Annotated in this window: 2 protein-coding genes; both read right to left on the bottom strand. The window is 67.6% G+C overall.

What is annotated here, in order from left to right; translation table 11 throughout:
- Positions 1 to 48: 48 nt before the first annotated feature.
- Positions 49 to 1053, bottom strand: a complete 1005-nt coding sequence (locus tag ACNPNP_RS14480) for a sugar phosphate isomerase/epimerase family protein (RefSeq protein ID WP_448966727.1) — start codon at positions 1051 to 1053, stop codon at positions 49 to 51.
- Between the two features lie 39 nt (positions 1054 to 1092).
- Positions 1093 to 2232 (bottom strand): Gfo/Idh/MocA family protein, encoded by a 1140-nt coding sequence (locus tag ACNPNP_RS14475; RefSeq protein WP_448967262.1) that lies wholly within the window; start codon positions 2230 to 2232, stop codon positions 1093 to 1095.
- Positions 2233 to 2286 lie beyond the last annotated feature (54 nt).

Here is a 2286-nt window from a genome sequence, read left to right as displayed (position 1 = left end):
TGTGTAGCGTCTGCCCGATGAGTGCGGCGCGAGCTGAGCAGCGCGAACTCAGCGCGTGGAGAATGCGCTGTCGAATGCGGCGTCGGCGGGCTTGTACGTCGACAGCCTGCGTACGAACTCGAGTGCCTCCGGTGCGCCGATGAGCCTGTCCATGCCGGCGTCCTCCCACTCGACCGACAGGGGGCCCTCGTAGCCGATCGCGTTCATCATGCGGAACGCGTCTTCCCAGGGCACGTCACCGTGACCGGTCGAGATGAAGTCCCAGCCGCGCCGCGGGTCGGCCCAGGGCAGGTGCGACGACAGGCGGCCGTTGCGGCCGTTGCCGAGGCGCTTCTTCGTGTCCTTGCAGTGCACGTGATAGATGCGGTCCTGGAAGTCCCACAGGAATCCGACCGGGTCGATGTCCTGCCACACCATGTGCGACGGGTCCCAGTTCAGGCCGAACGCCTCGCGGTGCCCGATCGCCTCCAGGGTGCGCTTGGTGGTCCAGTAGTCGTACGCGATCTCCGACGGGTGCACCTCGTGAGCGAAGCGCACCCCGACCTCGTCGAACACGTCGAGGATCGGGTTCCAGCGGTCGGCGAAGTCCTGGTAGCCGGCCTCCACCATCTCGTCGGTGGCGGGCGGGAACATCGCGACGTACTTCCAGACCCACGACCCGGTGAAACCGGTGACGGTCTTCACGCCGAGCTTCGCGGCCAGGCGGGCGGTGTTCTTCATCTCCTCCGCGGCGCGCTGGCGCACGCCCTCGGGATCTCCGTCTCCCCAGACGTGATCGGAGACGATGTTGCGGTGCCGCTGATCGATCGGGTCATCGCACACCACCTGGCCCTTGAGGTGGTTCGAGATCGTCCACACCTTCAGACCGTTGCGCTCGAGGATGTCGAGACGGTCCTGGATGTATGCGTCATCGTCCCAGCGCCACGGGTCGAGGTGATCGCCCCAGCACGCGATCTCGAGGCCGTCGTAGCCCCACTCGCCCGCGAGCCGCGCGACCTCTTCGAACGGCAGGTCGGCCCACTGGCCGGTGAACAGGGTGACAGGTCGTGACATCTTCGTCCTCTTTCTCGTGAGTTCGTTACGTGCTGGTCTTCAGACGCCGGTCCAGGCCGAACCGTCGGACGAACTGCGCTCGACCGCATCCAGCACCCGCTGCACGTGCAGTCCCTCCGCGAACGTCGGGTGCGGGGCGGAGCCGCTCGCGATCGCCTCGACGAAGTCCTTCGCCTGGTGCGAGAAGCCGTGTTCGTAGCCGAGCATATGCCCGGTCGGCCACCATCCGGCAAGGTACGGGTGCTCCGGTTCGGTGACCAGGATCCGGGTGAAGCCCTGTTCGCCCGTCGGCTGCGTCGCGTCGTAGAACTCGAGCACGTTCATGTCCTCGAGGTTCCAGTGCAGCGCACCGGCGTCACCCGAGATCTCGATGTCGAGCGCGTTCTTTCGGCCCGTCGCGAATCGGGTCGCCTCGAAGGTGGCCAGCGTTCCCGACTCGAGTCGTCCGGTGAACAGGGCGACGGCGTCGACGGTGACCTTCCCGCGCTCGGTGCTCGCGGTGCCGCTGAGACCGACGGACTCGCCCAGCAGAGGGCGCTCGTCGACCAGCGTCTCCAGGACCGCCGAGACCTGGGTCAGCGACTGCCCGGTGACGAACTGCGTCATGTCGATGATGTGCGCGCCGATGTCGCCGAGCGAGCCGGAGCCCGCGCGGTCCTTGTCCAGACGCCACGTCATCGGCGACTCGGGATCGGCGAGCCAGTCCTGACGGTAGCTCGCGCGCACCTGCCGCACCGTTCCGACGCGTCCTGCCGCGATCATGTCGCGCATGAGAGTGACGGCGGGCACCCGGCGGTAGGTGAAGCCCACCATGGCGTGGATGCCGTGGGCCGCAGCATCCTGCGCAGCCCGCTCCATCGCCTCGGCTTCTTCCACCGTGTTGGCCAGCGGCTTCTCGCAGAGCACGTGCTTGCCGGCCGCGAGCGCGGCGATCGCGATCTCGGCGTGCGATTCCCCGGGGGTGACGATGTCGATCACGTCGATGTCGTCGCGCGCGATGACGGCTCGCCAGTCGGTGGAGGTCTCGTCCCAGCCCCACTTGCGTGCCGCGGATGCCGTCTTGTCGGCATCGCGTCCGACGAGCACCGCCATCCTCGGAGAGAGGGGAAGGTCGAACGCCGCAGGCGCCTGTCGCCAGCCGACGGAATGCGCGGCTCCCATGAATCCATGGCCGATCATGGCCACTCGCAGCTCAGTTGTCATATCCACTCCCGGGGAAACGGTGCGGGGGGG

The organism is Microbacterium xerophyticum (assembly GCF_053543555.1).
This window is presented reverse-complemented; position numbering and strand designations above follow the sequence as displayed.